This window comes from Antricoccus suffuscus, assembly GCF_003003235.1.
In the GTDB taxonomy this organism is placed as follows: Bacteria; Actinomycetota; Actinomycetes; order Mycobacteriales; family Antricoccaceae; genus Antricoccus; species Antricoccus suffuscus.
Genome location: NZ_PVUE01000009.1, coordinates 18,288 through 37,177 on the forward strand (window position 1 = coordinate 18,288; position 18,890 = coordinate 37,177).

The 18,890-nt window shown below is 64.2% G+C and carries 13 protein-coding genes; 9 read left to right on the forward strand and 4 right to left on the reverse strand.

All coding sequences use genetic code 11. The annotated features are described in order from the left end of the window. Positions 1-14 precede the first annotated feature (14 nt). Both CLV47_RS11680 and CLV47_RS11685 read left to right on the forward strand, forming a co-directional pair. Positions 15-1,664, forward strand: a complete 1,650-nt coding sequence (locus CLV47_RS11680) for an amidohydrolase (RefSeq protein WP_202862532.1) — start codon at positions 15-17, stop codon at positions 1,662-1,664. 10 nt (positions 1,665-1,674) lie between these two features. Then, a complete protein-coding gene (locus tag CLV47_RS11685; protein ID WP_146135371.1) occupies positions 1,675-2,562 on the forward strand; it encodes a CobW family GTP-binding protein in 888 nt (295 codons plus the stop codon). Here CLV47_RS11685 and CLV47_RS11690 read toward each other — a convergent pair. Further along, positions 2,552-4,075, reverse strand: a complete 1,524-nt coding sequence (locus CLV47_RS11690) for a class I adenylate-forming enzyme family protein (protein WP_106349232.1) — start codon at positions 4,073-4,075, stop codon at positions 2,552-2,554. The two genes, CLV47_RS11685 and CLV47_RS11690, sit on opposite strands and share 11 nt — an antisense overlap. Before the next feature lie 180 nt (positions 4,076-4,255). On the opposite strand from CLV47_RS11690, the gene CLV47_RS11695 reads away from it, so the two are divergent. Together CLV47_RS11695 and CLV47_RS11700 are read left to right on the forward strand one after the other, a co-directional pair. Further along, complete coding sequence (locus tag CLV47_RS11695; protein ID WP_106349233.1) at positions 4,256-5,890, forward strand: long-chain fatty acid--CoA ligase; 1,635 nt, start codon at positions 4,256-4,258, stop codon at positions 5,888-5,890. Positions 5,891-5,975: 85 nt separating this feature from the next. Then, positions 5,976-7,385 (forward strand): bifunctional phosphatase PAP2/diacylglycerol kinase family protein, encoded by a 1,410-nt coding sequence (locus tag CLV47_RS11700; protein ID WP_202862533.1) that lies wholly within the window; start codon positions 5,976-5,978, stop codon positions 7,383-7,385. On the opposite strand, the gene CLV47_RS11705 is transcribed toward CLV47_RS11700, so the two are convergent. After that, positions 7,326-8,006 carry a phosphatase PAP2 family protein gene (locus CLV47_RS11705; RefSeq protein WP_170111049.1) on the reverse strand — a complete coding sequence of 227 codons (681 nt, stop codon included), beginning with the start codon at positions 8,004-8,006 and terminating at the stop codon, positions 7,326-7,328. The two genes, CLV47_RS11700 and CLV47_RS11705, sit on opposite strands and share 60 nt — an antisense overlap. A 19-nt stretch (positions 8,007-8,025) precedes the next feature. Here CLV47_RS11705 and CLV47_RS11710 point away from each other — a divergent pair, with 19 nt between their 5' ends. Then, positions 8,026-8,868, forward strand: coding sequence for an HpcH/HpaI aldolase/citrate lyase family protein (locus tag CLV47_RS11710; protein WP_106349234.1), 843 nt, complete (start codon positions 8,026-8,028; stop codon positions 8,866-8,868). Here the strand turns inward: CLV47_RS11710 and CLV47_RS11715 are convergent. Beyond that, on the reverse strand, positions 8,865-10,304 hold the full coding sequence (locus tag CLV47_RS11715) for an APC family permease (protein WP_106349235.1): 1,440 nt from the start codon (positions 10,302-10,304) through the stop codon (positions 8,865-8,867). The two genes, CLV47_RS11710 and CLV47_RS11715, sit on opposite strands and share 4 nt — an antisense overlap. Next, positions 10,301-12,280, reverse strand: coding sequence for a primary-amine oxidase (locus CLV47_RS11720; protein ID WP_106349236.1), 1,980 nt, complete (start codon positions 12,278-12,280; stop codon positions 10,301-10,303). The genes CLV47_RS11715 and CLV47_RS11720 overlap by 4 nt, the downstream gene beginning before the upstream one ends. Before the next feature lie 206 nt (positions 12,281-12,486). On the opposite strand from CLV47_RS11720, the gene CLV47_RS11725 reads away from it, so the two are divergent. The 4 genes from CLV47_RS11725 (at position 12,487) to CLV47_RS11740 (ending at position 18,885) form a co-directional block, all read left to right on the forward strand. Beyond that, positions 12,487-13,224, forward strand: coding sequence for a response regulator transcription factor (locus CLV47_RS11725; protein WP_106349237.1), 738 nt, complete (start codon positions 12,487-12,489; stop codon positions 13,222-13,224). Positions 13,225-13,231: 7 nt separating this feature from the next. Continuing rightward, a complete protein-coding gene (locus tag CLV47_RS11730) occupies positions 13,232-14,779 on the forward strand; it encodes a sensor histidine kinase (RefSeq protein ID WP_106349238.1) in 1,548 nt (515 codons plus the stop codon). A 119-nt stretch (positions 14,780-14,898) separates the two neighbouring features. Continuing rightward, positions 14,899-16,920 (forward strand): ArnT family glycosyltransferase, encoded by a 2,022-nt coding sequence (locus tag CLV47_RS11735; RefSeq protein WP_106349239.1) that lies wholly within the window; start codon positions 14,899-14,901, stop codon positions 16,918-16,920. A gap of 54 nt (positions 16,921-16,974) precedes the next feature. Next, complete coding sequence (locus CLV47_RS11740; protein WP_106349240.1) at positions 16,975-18,885, forward strand: ArnT family glycosyltransferase; 1,911 nt, start codon at positions 16,975-16,977, stop codon at positions 18,883-18,885. Positions 18,886-18,890: the final 5 nt, after the last annotated feature.

Sequence of the window (18,890 nt, forward strand, 5' to 3'; positions counted from 1 at the left end):
CGAAGGAGCACGTCGTGACTGAGCAGGACCTCGTTATCTACCCGGCGAAGTTGGTCCGCACGATGGATCCGTCCCGACCGACGGCCGAGGCGGTCGCGGTTCGCGGGGATCGGATTCGCGCGGTCGGCTCGATGGAGGAGTTGGCGGCGTACGGCGAAGCGCGCATAGACGACCGCTACGCCGATGCGGTGCTGCTTCCGGGGTTCGTCGAGGCGCACACGCATATCTTCGGCGGCGCGATGTGGCAGCACACGTACGTCGGATATCAGGAGCGGATGAGCCCGGATGGCAAACGCTGGCCGGGGTGCACCACACTGCAGGCGGTTCTCGACAGGCTGCGGGAGGCCCATACCGCCATGCCCGATCCGACCGCGCCGCTGACGGCGTGGGGATTGGATCCGATCTTCTTCCCCGGTGAACGGTTGGACCGACGCTTACTGGATCAGGTTTCATCGACTCGGCCTATCTTCGTGATGCACCAGAGCTTCCACCTGGCGACCGTCAACAGCGCCGTGCTGACGGCGGACAACATCACGGCCGACACGTCGGTCGAGGGTGTCGCGAAGGATGCCGCTGGGAATCCGACTGGCGAATTGCAGGAGTCACCGGCAATGGCCCTCGTCAAGAGCGTCCCGGCGATGATGCCCGGTGTCAGCGGGATGGATGACGCGCTACGTAGCTTCGGCGCCGATGCGCGCAATCATGGCGTTACGACGGCGGTTGATTTGGCGAATCGCAGCCTGATGAGCGATGCGATGATCGATGCGATGCGCCGAATCGTCGACGACGAAGCGTTCCCGATTCGCACGTCGATCTTCCACCTCGCGAACGGTCAAGGCAGCAGTCCGGAAGCCGTGCAGCGACTGCTGGACCTGCGTGCCACAAATAGCGCGAAACTGCGGTTCGGTCACGTGAAGTTTGTGCTCGACGGGTCGATCCAGGGATTCACTGCCCGGTTGCAGGAACCCGGCTACCTGCCCGACGGGCGCAACGGAATCTGGGTCGTGCCGCCGGAGATCTTCTCTGAGCAGTTCGAAATGTTCCATCGCGCCGGCCTTCTCGTGCATGCGCATACCAACGGTGACGAATCAACGGAGCTGTTCCTCGACGCGGTGGAGGCAGCGTTCGAACACCACCCGCGGCTCGATCACCGCCACACCGCTACGCATTCTCAGCTGTCGACTCCCGCGCAGTACCGACGGATGAGCGCACTGGGAGTATGCGCGAACATATTCGTCAACCACATCTACTACTGGGGCGATGAACATCGCGATCGGATACTCGGACCGGACCGGGCGCATCGGATGAACGCTACCGCGACGGCGTTGCGGGCCGGTGTGCCAATCTCGCTACATTGCGACTCGCCTGTGACCCCGCTTGATGTACTCGCGACTGTGTCCATCGCTGCCACCCGAACGACCGCCTCGGGCGCAGTTCTGGGCGAGCACGAGAAGATCAGCGTTGAGCAGGCGCTGCAAGCGATGACTGTCGGGTCCTCGTACATGTTGAAGATGGACCACGAGGTCGGCAGTATCGAGGCGGGTAAGTATGCCGACTTCGCGGTGCTCGAAAGCGATCCGCTGGCGTGCGAGCCGGATGAGGTACGCGACATCACGATCAGGGGAACGATGATCGGCGGGCGCGTGTGTGACGTCCCCGGCTAAGCCCGTTTCGATGACCGTGGTCGGCGGCTACCTAGGCGCCGGTAAGACGACACTGATCAACTCGCTGCTCGCTTCGGCGGAGGGCGTACGAATTGCCGTGATCGTCAATGACTTCGGAGACATCAATATCGACGCAGACTTGATCAAGTCACGCGATGCGAAGACGCTTGAGTTGTCGAACGGGTGCATCTGCTGCGATTTATCTGACGGTATGGCCTCGGTCATGGACCAGATCCGTGCCCTGCGGCCCGCACCGGACCATGTCGTCGTCGAAGTCAGCGGAGTGGGTGATCCCGCGGCTGTGGCGCGGTGGGCGGATCATCCGGGGTTCCGCCGTAACGGCGTGGTGGTCTGTGCCGACGTAACGGATGTTCGCCGACGGGCTGAGGGTCGCTGGAGCGCCGACACAGTGCGCGGTCAACTGCGCGCGGGCGACGTACTGCTTCTGACCAAGCAAGAGGTGGCAAGCGAGGGTGAAGCAAGGCTCGTGCGTGCGTGGCTGCGCGAGGTCGCGCCAGGCGTACCGGTGCTGGATGGCAGTCTCGAGACGATCGGCACCCTGCTCGATCCGCTGCTGCGACGGGGTAGTGACGAGCGCACCGAGCATGCGGACCACGTGCGTTGGTCGGGCACTACCGGGCGGACCGTGGAACTGACGAAGCTACGGACGATTCTGACTAGAATGCCGGAACGTGTGGTGCGCGCCAAGGGAATTGTGCGCTCGGTTGACGATCCGCTGCGGCGAACCATTGTGCAACTGGCCGGCGCACGGGTCGACTGTTATGACGATGGCGAGTGGCAAGACGGTGAGGTGTCCCGACTCGCAGTGATCGCGATCGGCGACGAGCCGATCGATCAAGTCATACCCGCGGGCCTGCGCGCGCTTTTTACTTCTTAGCCTGAGCGCGTGAATCGCGCAGTTCTTGTTTACGGATCTTGCCCACGCTGGTGCGTGGAAGCTCCTCGAGTACGACGAACTCCTGCGGCACCTTGAACTTCGACATCCGCTCGCGGCACCACTCCATCAGCGCATCGGCGTCGAACGTCGTGTCGGCATTCGGTACGACGTAGACCACGATCGCCTCGTCGCGCATTGCATCCGGTACGCCGACAGCTGCGCACTCAAAGACGGAGGGGTGATCGTTGACGACTCGTTCGATCTCGCCGGCGCTCACGTTTTCACCGGCTCGTTTGATCATGTCCTTGGTGCGATCGACGAAGTAGTAGAAACCGTCGGTGTCCCGGCGTGCGACGTCGCCGGTGTGCAGCCAGCCGCCGACGAAAGTCTCGCTGGTGGCTTCGCGCCGACCGAGATAGCCGGCTGCGATCGTCTCGCCCATCACCCCGCGCACCAGTAGGTTGCCGGGTGTGCCATCGGGTACGTCGTCGCCCTTATCGTCGACAAGTCGCAGCTGCACGTCCGGCAGTGCCCGGCCCATGCTGTCGTAGCGGCGCTCGTCGCTGACCGGATTGAGCGTCGGCGGGATGACTGTCTCGGTCATGCCGTAGCCGTGCAGCAGCAAGGTGTCGAAGCGGCGCTCGAACTCCTCGGCCTGTGCCGTCCCGATGCTCTGAGCAAACATGACGAACCGCAAAGTCGCTTTGTGGTCGTCGGGGCCTTCCGGGTTGGCGAGGATCATCCGGATCGGTGCGGCGAAAAGGCTCGCACACGTAGCCTTGTGGCGGACCGCCTGCGCGCCCCACAACGTCGCCGAAAAGCGGGGCATAACCGCGATCGAGGCGCCCTTGATGAGCGCCGACATCGTGCAGTAGTACTGCGCGTTGGCGTGGAAGAACGGAAGTACGACGAGCCAGCGGTCGTCGGCGGTGATGCCGTAGTGAGCGGCGCTGGCGTGGCCGACGGCCAGATAGTTCTCGTTGGTGATCAGCACGCCTTTGGGCAGGCTCGTCGTACCGGACGTGTAGAGGATCGCGGCCAGGTCGGACCCGAGCGCCTTCAAGAAGCCCTTGAACGGCTTCGCGGAGATCCGGCTCTTGTTCCACTGGGTCAGGTTGATGACCTTGACACCCGGTAGGTCGGCGACGGCCTTACGTACGTTCGACTCAAGGTTGGTCTGTACGACGCTGAGCATCGCGCCCGAGTCGCCGATGAAGTGCGTCAGTTCGGCCGGGCTGGACAGCGGGTTGGTGGGCACCATGATGGCCCCGAGGAGGTTGCACGCGAACCACAGGTCCAGGAACTCTTGGCAGTTCTCCATGTGCAGGTGAACTCTTTTGCCGTGCGATACACCCGCGTTGGCCAGCACCGATGCCGCTCGGCGTACCCGATCCAACTCCGCCGCGTAGGTGACCGTGGAGGTCTTTTGCTTGTCGTTCTCGAAGGTGGCGAAGATGCGCTCAGGGTCGTCGGCATACGCCGCAAGCAGGGCGACCGGGGAGGTAGGTCTCATAGACTGAACATACCCGCCCTCGGTTGGTCACTAGACCATTACGGTTCACCTGAATCGAACCTAAGCGTGCACTGGTAGGGCAGAGTGAGCCACACTAGTTTCAAAACCGCTCATATCGGGGCCAGTGCGTGCTCGATGTGAGATTTCGGCGTGAGTTAGATCCTTTGGGGAGAGGTCGCAATGCAAGGAACAATGCAGCAGTCACAGTTGACGTTGGTGGACATCTTCGAGCGCGCCGAACGGATGTTTCCGGACCACGCGATCATCACGGGTGGGCCCAATCCACACCGCTATACGTACGGCGACTGGGCGAAACGGACTCGCCAGCTCGGCACGGTCCTGGACAACCTCGGCCTGAGCGCGGACGCGCGGGTGGGCAGCTTCTGCTGGAACCACTACCGACACCTTGAGCTCTACTTCGCCGCGCCGTGCAGTGGACGAGTCCTGCACACACTCAACATCCGGCTGTTTCCCGAGCAGTTGGTGTACGTCGTCAACCACGCCGAGGACGAGGCGATCTTCGTCGACCGCTCGCTGCTGCCGTTGTTCCTGCCGATCCTCGACCAGCTCACGACCGTCAAGCACGTCGTGGTCATCGACGACGGCAGCGGCCCGGAGGTCCCCAACGACCCTCGGTTCAGCGACTACGAAACGCTTCTGGACGGTGCGGCTCCCGCGCAGTTCCACATCGATGACGAAAACCAGGCATCGTCGATGTGTTACACGTCCGGTACGACGGGCAATCCCAAGGGCGTGCTGTACTCACACCGGTCGACGTGGCTGCACTCCATGGCGGTCACCTCTACGACGACGATCGGGTTGGACAACAACGACCGTGTGCTGGTGATCGTGCCGATGTTTCACGCCAACGCGTGGGGTACGCCGTACGCCGCACCGATGTGCGGCGCCGAGCTCATCTTCCCCGGATCGGACATGTCGCCGGCCAACCTGGCCGGCCTGATCCAGGACGAAAAAGCCACCTTTGCGATGGGTGTGCCGACGATCTGGCAGGGCATTGCTCCGATCATCGACGACTACGACTTCTCTTCGCTACGGCGCATCACCGCGGGCGGTTCTGCTACCCCGGAGTCGGTCATCAAGTTTTTCGAGGACAAGCTCGGTATCGAGATGATCTGCGGCTGGGGCATGACCGAGACCTCGCCGGTCGCGAGCATCTCCAATGTCGATCACCGCGATCAAGGCAAGAGTCCTGACGAGAAGGTCAAGATTCACGCCAAAGCGGGCACGATCGTCGCCGGCGTACAGGCGCGAATCGTTGAGCCCGATACGACGACCGCGCTGCCGTGGGACGACGAGGCGAACGGCGAGTTGCAGGTGCGCGGCCCGTGGATTGCCGCCGACTACTACAAGCCGGATGCGGGCGTGGAGCTCACGACCGAAGATGGATGGATGAAGACCGGCGACATAGCGGCGATCTCGCAGTACGGCGTACTGCGGCTGATCGATCGCACCAAGGACCTGGTGAAGTCCGGCGGTGAATGGATCTCATCGGTCGACGTGGAAAACATCATCATGGGTCATCCGGATGTCGCCGAGGCGGCGATCGTCGCGATCCCGCACCCCAAGTGGACCGAGCGGCCGCTGGCCTGCGTCGTACTCAAGCCAGGGGTCGAGCAGTCGGACGCGAAGAAGGCCGAGATCCTTGAGTTCCTTGCCCCTCAAATCGCGAAATGGTGGATGCCGGACGCGCTCGAATTCATCGACGAGGTGCCGAAGACCAGCGTCGGGAAATTCTCGAAGAAGGACCTGCGTTCGAAGTTCGACAGCTACGAGCTTCCCGAGGTCGCCCGATGATTTGGGTACGTCGTTGATGAACAAGACGGACTGGCGCCGCGTTACACGCACTGTCAGTACTCTCGACCGTGAAGTGTTCTCGGCCGTGGCCCGGACTGACAGCCCGGTCCTCGACTCGGTGATGCCCAAGGTCTCGCGGGCCGCGGACTATTCGCTGCTGTGGATGGCGATCGCCGCTGGCATGCGGCTGTCTCGTAGCCGGGTGACCAATCGTGCGGCGGCGCGTGGCATCGGTACGCTCGCGGTGTCGAGTCTGGTGACCAACCAGATCGCGAAACGTGTGAGGGCGCGGAAGCGACCCCTGACTGAGGGAGTGCCGCTCGCTCGGCTGGCCAAGCGAATGCCGACCTCGCATTCGTTCCCATCCGGCCACTCGGCCAGCGCAGCGGCGTTCGCGATCGGCGCGGGGATGGAAAGCGCGCCGATCGGCCTGGGCCTAGCAGCGCTCGGAGGCGCCGTCGGATTCTCGCGCGTCGCGACCGGCGCGCACTACCCCTCCGATGTGATCGGCGGTTTTGCGATCGGTGCCGGATTAGCGGTACTGGGCGCCAAGCTCATTCCGCCGGTGCGCGTCCCACCACCCGGTCGTTCCGAGCCGCTGCAGGTCGAGCTGCCGCGGCGCGCCGACGGTGCGGGCTTAGTCGTCGTTGCCAACCCGGCGTCCGGGAGCGGACGCGGCGGCGAGGTCATCGATGAGATCAAGCAGAAACTGCCCAAGGCCGAGGTGGTCCGGCTCGAAAAGGACGACGACGTCGAAGAGATTCTCGACAAGGCGGCCGCCCGCGGCGACGTCCTCGGCATCGCCGGCGGCGACGGCACGGTCTGCGCCGCGGCGGTTGCCGCGATGAAGCATGACGTACCACTCGCGGTATTCCCGGGCGGCACGTTCAACCACTTCGCCGGCGACCTCGGTGTCGGGGAGGTCGACGATGTCGTCGACGCTGTGTCGCAGGGCACGGCGACCAAGGTCGACGTCGCCTACCTCAACGACAAGGCGTTCCTCAATACGGCCAGCGCCGGGTCTTATCCGGAGTTCGTGCGGATCCGCGAGAAGTACGAGAAGCGGATCGGTAAGCCGCTCGCCGCCGCGCTCGCCGGATTCCGCGTGATGCGTAGCGACCCGACTTCGCGAGTCCGCTACGACGGCAAAGAGTTCGAAATGCAGCTGCTGTTCATCGGCAACAGCCTCTACGAACCGCGCGGATTCGCGCCGTCGCTTCGTACCAGGCTTGCAGACGGATTACTCGACGTTCGCATCCTGCAGGGCGCGACCGCCTTCTCGTTGGCGAAGGTCGTGGGGTCGCTGCTGACCGGCCAGCTCAGTCGCAACAAGCGCTATCACGAGATCGATGCGCCCGAGTTCGAAATGGAGATCCTGGACGGTGCGGTATCACTCGCGCGAGATGGCGAGCTCGGTGAGGAGGCGGATCGGCTGTCACTTCGAGTCGACTATCGCGCCTTGACGGTCTATCGCCCGCCGTACGCCGAGATCTAACCTCGGTGCCGTGAGCGTGTAAACCAGCACGACCCAGGCAAGACCGAGCCCGAAACCGGCGAGCACATCACTCAGGTGGTGTACGGCGAGCGCCAGACGCGAAAAGCCGACAGCCAGGATGACAACGGTCCCGGCGGTGGTGGCAATCGCGCGCCACATGGTGGAGGCGATCGGCCAGATGAGCAGCAGCAGCGACATGACGCCGACCGTTACGCCAAGCGCGTGCCCGGACGGGAACGACGAACTGAACGCCGAGACGGCCGCCTCGTTGGGACGCGGTCGGTCAACGATGAGTTTGGTGACTGCAAGGATTAGCCCGCCGATGCCGACGCCGGCCGCGAGAAAAAGCACGATTCGGTATCGCTTACGCGCGAGGCAGACGACGCCGACAATGAGCGCAACGCCCCGAAACGTGGTCGGGCCGAAGATCGTGCTGATGGTCTCCTGGGTGTGCACCCAAGCCGAACCCGGTACGGCGTACGGCGTGAGGGCATCGAGGACCGCTTGATCGGCGCTCAGGAGCGGGCCGAACCGGGTGAGGTAGCCGACCAGCATCAGCACGAAGACGACGAAACCGAACTGTCCCGACAACCGGAGGGTCCGAGGTGGCAGCGGATGCACCTGCCTACGATAACTAACTATGAATGATCCGAGCACCCAGTCATCCTCCTCAGGCCCGCGGACCGCGCGTACTTTTCTGTTCGTGCCGGGCACCAGGCCCGAGCGTTTCGCCAAGGCGGCCGCGTCCGGTGCCGACGAGATCATCATCGACCTTGAAGACGCAGTTAACCCTGAGGATAAGGAACGCGCTCGAGATCTTGCCCTCGAAGGACTCCGTACGACGGCGGCCGTCGTACGGATCAACAGCGTCGGCACGCCCTGGTACGAGGCCGATCTCGCCGCGTTGAGCGGCGCGACAGGTCTGCGCGGAGTCGTCCTGCCGAAGGCCGAGTCCGAGGATGTGATCGCTCACGTTGTCACCGCACTGCCGCCGGGCATCGCGATCCTCCCGCTGGTGGAGTCGGCGCGGGGGATCCAAAACGCGTCCCTGATCGCCGCCGCGGACGGCGTGACGCGATTGCTGTTCGGCAACCTCGACTTTGCGCTCGACTCCGGCATCACGGTGCGGTCGGACACCGAGGACGAGCTGCTCTACGCGCGCAGTGCGCTCGTCGTCGCGTCACGGGCGGCCGGGCTGCCCGGTCCGGTTGACGGCCCGGTGCCGGAGATCAATGACGACACGCTGTGCTCGCGACGTTCGGTTCGCGCACTGTCGCTCGGGTTCAGCGGCAAGCTGTGCATTCATCCGCGGCAGATTCCCCTTGTGCACCAGGCGTTCGCGCCGACAGCCGAGGAGGTCGCCTGGGCGACGCAGGTGCTCGTGGCAGTCAACGGCGCCACCGAAGGCGCGGTGAAGGTGGACGGCAAGATGATCGACCGGCCGGTCATCTTGCGCGCGGAAAATATCCTCGCCCGGCGCTAATCGAGATCCTCTTCGAAGGTGCCGACCAAACGAGCGCGCTCGGGTGTCCGCCAACGCACCACGAGATACCAAAGGACCCCCAGTATGAGCAGCCCGATGTAGATGTAGGGCAGGATGTTGTACGGCGACGGTGGAATCGGTACGAGATTTTTGTAAACCACGTAGACGATGGCGGCCGTAGCGGCCACGGCAATCACGACGTGGTAGGCGCGCATAGCGCCGTGACGGGTCATGAAAATTGGCATTCCGATCGCCATCAACAGGTAGGCAGTGAGGTAACCGAAAGTGCCGATAGTGCCCGTGTATGCGTAAATGTCTAACGGAGTCGTCCCGGATAGCAGCATGATCACCGGCACGAGCAGTACCGGCGGCAGCAGCATCATGAGTGCGATGTGCGGGGTGCGGTGGCGAGGATGGGTCTTGGCCAGTGCCGCGGGCATGACCCGCTCGTGCGCCATGGTGTAGAAGATCCGTGACGCCGCGTTGACGCTCGCGATCGTTACCGCGAAGAACGACATCGTGACGCCCAGGTCGATGACGTAGCGGAAACCGCTCACGTGGGCCACGACTGCCAGGTCGTCCATCGGCGCGGCACTTTTGGACAATCCCGCCACGCTGAGGCCCTTCACGGTGACGTACGCGGAGAATACGTACATCACGCCGACCGCGATGGCCGAGAAGAGCACCGCGCGTGGGATCGCACGATGTGGGTCGCGGGCCTCGGCGCCCAGGGCCGCCGAACTCTCGAACCCGACGAAGCCGAGCACGGCAAGCACCACGCCGAAGGTGATCCCGTTGCTGCTCGTGCCGGTCAGGCTAGTCTGCGCGGAATCGGCGACGCCGGTGCGGAACAGGGTCACTACAAGCAGGACAAGAATCGCCCCAATAGAGAAGATTTCCAGCACTAGCCCGAAGCGGGTGGAGAGCTTGATGCCGGCGACCGCCAACCCAATTGCCGCAACGGCGGCAATTACAAAGATCACGAGCTGAGCGGGTCGCGACTCCGCGTGTATGCCGAACGCTGCTAAGAAGCTGGACCCGTAGACGGCGGTCCCGACGATACCGATCATCGCGATGAAGACGTACCCGATGGCCAGGGCCCAGCCGGCAATGAAGGCGCCGGTCGCGCCGAGGCTATGCGCCACGTAACTGTAGAGCGACCCGGTGGAGGCGATCCGGTTGCCGAACTGGACGATGCACAGGCCGATGAGTACGACGGTGATCATCGCGAGGCCGTAGGACAGCCAAGTGCCGTGACCGGCGGACAGGACAACGAGTGCCGGACCGGTAGCCATGACCGCGCTGGGCGCGATGCCCGCCAGCGACTGGGCGAATACCTCGACCCCGCCCATCGACTTGCTTGCCAGCCCGGCGTGCGTGATATCGGTATCGATTTCGGGGTCCGGCGGGCCCTCGGTAATCGAGTGTGCGCTCACTGGAGGTCTTCGTTACCCGCGTGATCGGCATCGTGGCAGGCTGGCATGCTCGGCGGGAGATCTAACGCCGGGTTACCGTCGAAGAAGCCCTCTGGTTTGAGATGGAAGCCCAATTTCATGGTGGGCATCACCGGCCAGTCCTCGGGCCTCACGATGTGGTGCGAGCAGAAGGTGTACCAGACGACGACATCGGTGTTCTCCGTGGAGCGACCCTCGGTGATATATGAGGGAAGGCCGTCACCGCCCGCGTGCTGGTTGGGGTAGTCCCCGCCGGCGTATCGCTGAGTGGGGTCGTAGGGGGTGACCCAGAGGTGCTTGTAAGCAAAACCGCCACGTGCCGCGGTCTGCGTACCCTCACCGGCCATCGGCACCGTGTTCTCACCCGGCATCAGCTTGTAGCCGACCGGATCACCGACGCCATTCTGGACGTCCGGGTTTGTGATCTTCCAATAGCGGGCCTTGAGCGGGTCGATCATCCGCCCCGAGTCGCTTTCGGTAGCGATGAGAGTCTTGCGGGTCCGCCAGGCGTTTCCGGTCTCGTTGCCGGGGCCCATTGGAACGGCCTCCGAGTCGACCTCGTAGACGGAGTTGTTGGAGCCGTCGATAGCCATGTCGAGACGGACGTTGAAGAAGTGCTGATGGTTGGGTCCGTAAAGGTTGGGCGCAACGAGGGTTCCGTATTCTGGGCGTACGCCGTCCGCTAGTGCGCCAGCGGAGATGACGCCGGTGGCTTTGGCCTCGAACTCGATGTTGCCGTCCGTATAGAGGTACCAGAAGAACCCGTACTCGTAGTTTCCGACGGTGGCGTAGCAGGAGATGACCAGCCGCCGGGAGCGCCGCACCTCTACCTTCTCGGTGCGGTAGTCGGTGTGCTTCCACGCGGCTCCGACGTCTTCTTCGTGCATGCAGATTGCGTTCGGGATCGTAAGGGGGTTGCCGTCATTGTCGTTAACGACCGCGTCGAAGTAGTAGATCTCGCCGAGGCAGTCGCAGCCGAGCTCGAGCGGGTTGAGCAGGAATCCGATGCCGTACTCGCCCTCGTCGAAGACGTTCTTGAAACGGTGCGTGGGTGCGGGGTCGCCGTAGGGGATGTACATCTCGGACATCGATGCGCGATGGATCACCGAACGCAATCGCCCTTTGTCGTGGTAACCGATTGTGTGTAGCACTAGACCTTCGCGCGGGGTGAAGCCGACGACTAGCTGCCACTTCTGCCAGTTCACCAAGTGCCCATCGACGGTAAAGCTTGCCCCTTCGGGCTGAGTGATCTCCAGCGGTTTGACATCCGAACGGAGCGCATCGAAGTCGGGCCAATTGTCCGGTTTGGTCATTAGCTCCGGTGTGTAGTTTCCGGGTCGTGGCGGCAGCGGGACCACCCCGTGGTCGGTCACCTCGATGACCTCGCGGCGGTCCATATCAACGACGGCGAGGAGGCCTTCGACCGGACGCGCGTATCCGTTGTCGTCCGGGCTGGTGCGGATAAACGTCAGCGGCCGAAGTAGACGTCGTCCGGCGTCGGTATCCGGGCTGTATCCGGTGGCCCATGGGTCGAGCATGGCGAGACTGAAATCGGTGACGCCGCGCTTACGTACCGCCTCCTGCCACCGTGGGTCGGCCCGCACTAAGTCCTCAGCAGCGAAGAACTCTTCGAGCATCACGCTAGGTTGTACGCCGTCGAGCTCGCGCCAGGACTCGACAGCCGCAGGATCGAGCGAGACAACTGATTCGATGGTGTGGTGGGTTTCGCGGTCGTAGAGTACGACGAATGCCTGCCGTCGGACCGTGGATCCATCCGCGCCTGCAAGTTGGGACTTCGTCGGTTCCTGGAGGGCGATCGAGACGAAGCGGACCGAAGCGGTGAGTTCACGCTCCGAACGCAACGTCTGGGCGGCGACCGCGACCTCTTCGGTGCTCAGTGGGTCTAGCGCATGCCGGTTGGTGGTGGTGACAGCCTGGGAAGCGATTGTTGACGTCATCTGGGGGACTTCCTGACGTATCTGTAAAGCTTGCGAAGCAACCGTCGCGACGCGAGGTTAAAAACTTCGATGACAACTGTACTGCGGTGAGACCGTGGTCACAATATGGCGTTCACGGGATTTCAAAGTCCCAAAGGGAATGACAACATAGAAAATTCACAGGAAATCGCCAACTGTTACTCAGCAGATGGCTGGATACTCGTTGCATGAGTATGAGTAGTAGTGCGTCGCGAGCCGAGCTGCGCCGTCCGGACGGGGAACCGCCCAGAGTGCTCGTCGTAGACGACGAGCAGACACTGTCCGAGCTGCTGTCCATGGCCCTGCGCTATGAAGGTTGGGACGTCAAGAGCGCCCCGGACGGTCGAAGCTCCATCGCGCTCGCGCGCAAGTTCCGGCCGGACGCGGTCGTGCTCGACATCATGCTGCCCGACCTGGACGGGCTTGAGGTGCTACGCCAGATGCGCGCGGACAGCCCCACCGTCCCGGTCCTGTTCCTGACCGCGAAGGACGCTGTTGAGGACCGAATCGCCGGGCTGACTGCGGGCGGTGATGACTACGTCACCAAACCGTTCAGCCTCGAGGAGGTAGTGGCCCGGCTGCGCGCGTTGCTGCGTCGCTCGACCATGGCCGCGGCGGAGTCTGACTCGCTGATTGTCGTCGGTGACCTGACGCTCGACGAGGACAGTCGGGAGGTCCGCCGCGCCGGTAAGGAAATCAACCTGACCGCGACAGAGTTTGAGCTGCTGCGCTACCTCATGCGCAACCGCAAGCGAGTATTGAGCAAGGCGCAGATCCTGGACCGAGTCTGGAACTATGACTTCGGGGGTCAGGCGAATGTCGTCGAGCTATACATCTCATACCTGCGTAAGAAAATCGACGCCGGGCGAGCCCCGATGATCCATACGATGCGCGGCGCCGGTTACGTCTTGAAGCCAGCAGAGTAAGTAAGCCGTGGCGCAGCCAGGCCCGGTAGCACCTCCACCAGTCCCACCGCCGCCGGAGGTCTCAAGGGTCCGTCGCGGCCGGCCGTGGACGCTGCGCAAGAGGCTGGTCGTCGGGCTGACCGGCCTGCTCGCGATTGCGATCGTCATCATCGGGACTGCGACGCCGATCATCCTGCACCAGTTTCTGGTCGCCCGTGTCGACCAATCGGTGCAGTCGGCTTCGGACCGGTCGATCCGGGTGGTCATCCTGCCGCCGGACAATGCCAATGACCCGGGCGGGCACCAAAATGGTCCGGAGTTCCTTCTGCAGCCGGGCCAGGCCGAGGGCACTGTCGGCGCGTTAAAACGTGACGGCAGACTGATCTCCGCCGCCGTACTCGATTCGCGCGGCAATCCGGGCCCGATCCCCGGATCGGCGCTCGACCAGCTGAACGCCGTAAAGGCCGATGGCAAGATCCGGACGGTGCATCTCGGCGGGCTCGGAGACTACCGAGTGATCGCCGTGCAGACGGGCAACGACGTCAGAATCACCGGGATCCCGATGTCAGGGTCGGAGGCGACAGTACGACGCCTGGTCATTGTCGAGCTTGCGGTCGCCGGCAGTGTCCTGATCATCGCGGCACTGGCTGGTGCCGGAGTGGTCGGCTGGTCGCTACGGCCACTTCGCCGGATCACCGCGACCGCACGCCGAGTCAGCGAAATGCCGCTGCACGAAGGGCAGGTGTTGCTCGCAGAACGTGTGCCGCCGCACGACGCGGACGGGCGCACCGAGGTTGGACAGGTCGGCGCGGCCCTCAATCAGATGCTCGGTCACATGCAGCACGCATTCGATGCGCGGCACCGCAGCGAGATGAGGCTGCGCACGTTCATCGCCGATGCCAGCCATGAGCTGCGCACGCCGCTGGCCGCGATCCGCGGGTACGCCGAGCTGACCCGACGCAGTCCCGAACCGATTCCCGCCGAGGTCGCGCATGCGATCGGTCGAGTCGAGTCCGAAGGTGCGCGGATGACAACCCTTGTCGAGGATTTACTTCTGCTGGTACGCCTCGATTCTGGTCGGCCGCTCGCCCACGAGACGGTGGATCTATCAGCGATCGTGATCGACGCCGTCGGCGATGCGCACGCCGCCGGGCCGGACCACAACTGGCTGTTGGAGATACCTGACGACCCGGTTGAGATAACCGGCGACGCACTGCGGATGCACCAAGTGCTGGCGAATTTGCTGGCAAACGCACGCACACACACGCCGGCGGGTACGACGGTGACAACGTCCGTGGAGTCCCGGGACGGCAGCGCGATAATGACCGTCGCCGATGATGGTCCCGGGATCTCGCCGGAACTGTTGCCGAATGTCTTCGACCGCTTCGCCCGCGGCGACTCGTCGCGCTCTCGGGGCAACGGCAGCAGCACCGGCCTCGGCCTCGCTATCGTCTCCGCGATTGTCGCTTCACACGGCGGTCGTGTGGAGGTGCAAAGCGCGCAGGGGTCCACCCGATTCATGATCACCATTCCGGTTGGCGTGCCGCCGATGTCGGCATCGGGACCCGATCAATAGCATCGCTGACCAGTAGCACCGCCGGGCAATCACAGGTCGCTCTCAGTGAGGGCACCGAGGGCTACTAGAGCCGGCTGACAGCCTGGAGGAGTTAGCCGATTATCCCTTGGAGACTCCCCATGGCAGTAACGCTGGTAGCCCCGACGACCGAGCCGGATTCACCGTCCGCTGCGCCAGAAGGTGTCGGTCGTTCGCCGTGGTATCGCAGCCTTGTCCGCGGCCGCCCCGACGACCCAGCGTGGGTGCGCCCGAGCCTGCTGGCGCTGCTGTTGGGTACGGCGGTGCTGTTCATATACGGGCTCAGCGCTTCGGGTTACGCCAACTCGTTTTACTCCGCCGCCGTACAGGCTGGATCGCAGTCGTGGAAGGCGTTCTTCTACGGAAGCTCCGACGCGGCCAACTCCATAACGGTCGACAAGACGCCGGCGTCGCTGTGGGCTATGGCGATCTCGGTGCGCATCTTCGGACTCAGTTCATGGAGCATTCTTGTTCCGCAAGCGTTGATGGGCGTTGCATCGGTCGGGCTGCTCTACCTGACGGTGCGTCGCTGGTACGGCGCCGGCGCCGGACTGCTCGCCGGGCTGACGCTGGCGTTGACGCCGGTTGCGGCGCTGATGTTCCGGTTCAACAACCCCGATGCAATGCTCGTGCTGGTCATGATCGCCGCCGTATATGTCACTGTGCGAGCGATCGAGAAGGCCAGCTGGCGGCTGATGTTCGTGGTCGGTCTGCTCATCGGGCTGGGGTTCCTCACCAAGATGCTTCAGGTCTTGCTCGTCGTACCGGCCTTGGCGATCGCCTACCTGGTCGCGGCGCCGACATCGTTCTGGCGGCGGGTCAGAGATCTGTTCGTCGCTGGCAGTGGTTTGGTCATCGGCGCGGGTTGGTGGATCGCGATCGTCAGCTTGGTGCCGGCGGCCGATCGCCCCTATATAGGCGGTTCGCAGGACAATTCGGTCCTTGAGCTGGCGTTGGGCTACAACGGGTTCGGCCGGCTCACCGGAAACGAGACCGGCAGCGTCGGCGGTGGCGGGGGAGGCGCCGGCGGCGGCTGGGGCGCGACCGGCATCGGTCGGATGTTCAACAGCGAGATGGGTGGCCAGGTCTCCTGGCTGCTTCCGGCTGCGCTGATCCTGCTGGTGGCCGGTGTGGTGCTGGCCTGGAACGCGAAGCGAACCGACCAACGACGTACCGGCTACATCATCTGGGGCGGCTGGCTGCTGGTCACCGGGCTCGTATTCAGCTTTATGGCGGGCATCTTCCACGCGTATTACACCGTCGCGCTCGCTCCGGCAGTCGCGGCTCTGGTCGGCATGGGTACGGCGGCACTGTGGTCGAGGCGAGAACGCTGGTGGGCCCGAGCCGTGCTTGCGGCGACGATGGTGGTCACGTCTGCGTGGTCATTCGTGTTGCTCGGCCGCAGCTTGGACTTCCTGCCTTGGCTGCGTTGGGTCGTGGTGGCGTCCGGGGCGGTCGCGACTGCGGCACTGGTCGTGACCTTCGTGCTGCCGCGCAAGCTAGTGATCGCCGTTGCCGCGCTGGCGATCGTCTCGGCACTTGCCGGGCCGGCGGCGTACACCGGCTCTACCGTCGCGACCGGTCACAGCGGTTCGATCGTGTCGGCCGGGCCGAGCATCGGCGGCCAGGGAGGCCCCGGCGGCGGCCGACCTGGCGGACAAGGAATGCCAGGTGGACAAGGCCGTCCGACGCAGGGCACGTTCCCGATGCCTGGCACCGGGACCGCTCAGGGCCGTATAAGCCGCGGGGCAGGCGGGTTGCTCGACGCCGGTTCGGTTGGCAGCGAGATCACCGCGTTGCTGCAGAAGAGCGCCGACTCCTACACCTGGGTTGCCGCGACCGTCGGATCGCAAAGTTCGGCGGGCTATCAGCTCGCGACCGGGGACCCAGTGATGGCGATCGGCGGGTTCAACGGCAGCGACCCGTCGCCGACGCTCGCGCAGTTCAAGGCATACGTCGCCGCCGGCAAGATCCACTACTTCATCGGCGGTGGCATGGGTGGCGGTCGCGCGCAGGACGGCGGGAGCAGCGCCGCGTCGCAGATCGCAAGTTGGGTTGCGAAGAGCTTCACTGCGCAGACCGTCGGCGGCGCCACGGTCTATGACCTAACGGCGGCGCTCTGAGTCAAGGGCAACCGCAACAGTTTCTGCTTAGGTAAGCAACCGTAAGGTTGCCACGTGGATACAAGGCGTGGCGAAGCGCTAGACAGGCGGCCGCGCTGGGAGCGTCCCGCGTTAGGTGCCCTCCTGCTTGGCACCTTGGTACTTTATGTCTACAACCTCAGCCAGTCAGTTTGGGCCAATCCGTTTTACGCGGCCGCGGTACAGGCCGGGTCGCATTCGTGGAAGGCAGCCTTCTACGGCGGGTTCGACTTTGCCGGCGGTATCACCGTCGACAAGCCGCCTGCGGCGCTGTGGATCGGTGATGCGTCGGTCCGGTTGTTCGGGCTCAGCTCCTGGAGCCTGCTCGTGCCGCAGGCGCTGCTGGGCGTCGCGACCGTCGCCGTACTGTACGCCGCGGTACGTCGCTGGTACGGTGCCCCGGCCGCGTTCGCCGCGGGCATCGTTCTTGCAGTGACGCCGATCGCGGCGTTGATGTTCCGGTTCAACAATCCGGACGCGCTGCTTACGTTTCTGATGACCTGCGGCGCGTACGCGACGATGCGCGCGATCGACAGTGAGGCGGTGCCGAACCGGCGCTGGCCGCGCACGGCCCTCGCGTGGATGTGCATCGTCGGGATAATCCTGGGATTTGCGTTTCTCACGAAACTCCTGCAGGCATTGCTGGTCATCCCGGCGTTCGCAGTCGCTTATCTCGTCGCCGGCAGTACGGCGTTGTCGCGCCGCGTGTTGCATCTGTTAGCCGCCGCCGGCGCGATGATCGTCGCCGCCGGCTGGTGGATCCTGACCGTCAGCCTGGTGCCGGCCGGCGACCGTCCGTTCGTCGGCGGATCACAGACCAACTCGATCCTCGAGCTCACATTCGGCTATAACGGATTCGGCCGGCTGACCGGCGACGAGACTGGCAGCGTGCACCTGTCGACGCACCGGAGCTGGGGCGACTTCGGCCTGCTGCGAATGTGGGGGCCGAAACTAGGCGGACAGATCGGCTGGTTCCTCATCGCGGCGCTCGTCGCGTTGGTGGCGGGTCTGTGGGCGACCCGGCATGCGCCGCGCACCGATATCGCGCGTGCCGGCTATCTCGTCTGGGGCGGCTGGCTGCTCGTGACCGGCGTCGTGTTCAGCTATATGCAGGGCATCTTTCACGAGTACTACACGATCGCCTTGGCGCCCGCTATCGCGGCCCTGGTGGGGATCGGAGCCGCGGCGGCGTACCGACACCGGGAACGGCGGGCGGTCCGGCTCACCGTAGCGCTCACCATCGCAGCGACCGCCGGTACATCGTTTGTGTTTCTGCAGCGGTCGGCCTATTTCTTGCCGCCGCTGCGTTGGGTCGTCCTGGTCGGGCTACTTGTCGTGGCCGTCGGGATTTTCGTCGTACCGACGGCCGGTCGGCGGCCTGGGCGAGTGCTGGTTGCGCTGGCCGCGGTTCTTGCGCTCGCCGGTCCGGTGGCGTTTGTTGGCAACACCGTCAGTAGCGGTTACATGGGCTCGATTGTTGCGGCCGGCCCAATGCCCACGAAGTCGGGGCCGATGCACACCCTGCGTACCAAGGACCGGGCAGTCAAGGGGCAGTTGCCGAAGCACGCCGGCGGGCTGTTGTTCGCATCGAAGCCGGCACCGGAACTGGTGGCATACCTCAAGCAGGGCGGAGAGGCGCGCTGGTTGGTGGCCACGGTCGGTGCCCAACGGGCGGCCGGCTACCAGCTCGCGCTGGATCGACCGGTGATGGCAATTGGCGGCTTCAACGGCAGTGATCCCTATCCGACGGTTGCACAGTTCAAGGAGTACGTCGCCCACGGCGATATCCGATGGTTTGCCGATGGTCCGCCCCTGGGTGGAAGTGCTGGCGGCGGCCAGGTCGGCGGAAGCCGCGCGAGCGCCATCATCACCAAATGGGTGCGCGACACCTTCACGCTGCAGTTCGTCGGCGGCATCGAGATCTACGATCTGACGAAGCCGCGCTGACCACG